This is a genomic window from Xanthomonas sp. SHU 308, from assembly GCF_000364645.1.
Classification (GTDB): domain Bacteria; phylum Pseudomonadota; class Gammaproteobacteria; order Xanthomonadales; family Xanthomonadaceae; genus Xanthomonas_A; species Xanthomonas_A sontii.
The window spans coordinates 1-1470 of the sequence record NZ_AQOK01000474.1 but is presented as its reverse complement, the minus strand read 5'-3'; the positions used below and the strand labels follow the sequence as shown (position 1 = coordinate 1470).

Below are 1470 nucleotides of genomic sequence, written 5' to 3'. Positions count from 1 at the left end.
GGCGCGCCTGCAGCGCGTTGGTGGCGCCGATCGCGCGCAGTTCGCGCATCAGCGCGGCAAGGTCCGGATAGGTCAGGTTGAACACGTCGCGGTCCAGCACCGGATCGCGGAAGCCCGACAGCATCAGCGCATCGCCGAACTGCGCGATCGGCGCGAAGCGGCTCACGTGCGGCGTGGTCCGGTCGGCCTGGGCGAAGGCCTCGCGCAGTTCGATCAGGGTGTCCGGGCCGAAGCTGGAACACAGTAGCAGGCCGCCGGGGCGCAGCACGCGGCGGAATCCGGCGAACACCGCCGGCAGGTCCTCGACCCACTGCAGGCACAGATTGCTGAAGATCACATCGACGCTGTGCTCGGCCAGCGGCAGCGCGCGCGCATCGGCGCAGACGCGGCCGAACGGCTTCCACCAGCCGGCCTGGCGCTTGGCCTGCTGCAGCATCGGCAGCGCCTGGTCGAGCGCGATCACCTGTGCGCGTGGCCAGCGCTTCTTCATCGCCGCGGCGGCATGCGCCGGACCGCTGCCCACGTCCAGCACCACCTGCGGGACGCGGTCGCCGAGGTAGTCCAGCGATTCCAGCAAGCGCCCCTGCACCTCGCGCTGCAGCGCCGCGGCGGCATCGTAACTGGCGGCGGCACGCGCGAACGCGCGGCGGATGTGCTGGGAGTCGAACGCGGAAGGATCCATCCGCGCATTATCGCCGCCCGCGTCGTGCCGCGGCCAGCGGTGGCGCCCGCATCACCGCGTTCTACGCGCGCGCGGCGCATCTCGGCTTACCAATCCCCACTCCCGAATCCCCAATCCCGGCTCTTCAGAATGTCCCCGGATAGCTGCCGCCATCCAGCAGCAGGTTCTGCCCGCTCAGGTAGCCGGCCTGCGCGCTGCACAGGAAGGCGCAGGCCGCACCGAATTCTTCCGCGGTGCCGAAGCGCCCGGCCGGAATCTGCCGGCGCTTGCGTTCGGCCAGGTCGGCGGGATCGATGCCCTCGCGCTGCGCGGCGTGGGCGATGTTGCCGCGCAGCCGGTCGGTGTCGAACTGCCCCGGCAGCAGGTTGTTGATGGTCACGTTGTGCGCCACCGTGCGCCGCGCCAGCCCGGCGACGAAGCCGGTAAGGCCCGCCCGCGCGCCGTTGGACAGCCCCAGGCTGTCGATCGGCGCCTTCACCGCGGCCGAGGTGATGTTGACGATGCGGCCGAAGCCGCGCGCCTGCATCGCATCGACGGTGGCGCGGATCAATGCGATCGGCGCCAGCATGTTGGCGTCGAGCGCGCGCAGCCAGTCCTCGCGTTCCCAGTCGCGGAAATCGCCGGGCGGCGGCCCGCCGGCGTTGTTGATCAGGATGTCGACCTGCGGGCAGGCGGCCAGTGCAGCGGCGCGTCCGGTCTCGGTGGCGATGTCCGCCGCCACCGCGATCACCTCGCCACCGCCGTCGAGCGCGCGCAGCTGCGCCGCGGCCGCATCGAGCCCGGCCTGG

General features: G+C 71.9%; 2 protein-coding genes. Both read right to left on the bottom strand.

Annotated elements, in window-relative coordinates:
* On the bottom strand, positions 1-682 hold a 682-nt coding region (gene bioC / locus D588_RS0114705), incomplete at its 3' end, for a malonyl-ACP O-methyltransferase BioC (RefSeq protein WP_017916524.1).
* A 124-nt stretch (positions 683-806) separates the two neighbouring features.
* On the bottom strand, positions 807-1470 hold a 664-nt coding region (locus D588_RS0114700; protein WP_017916523.1), incomplete at its 5' end, for an SDR family oxidoreductase.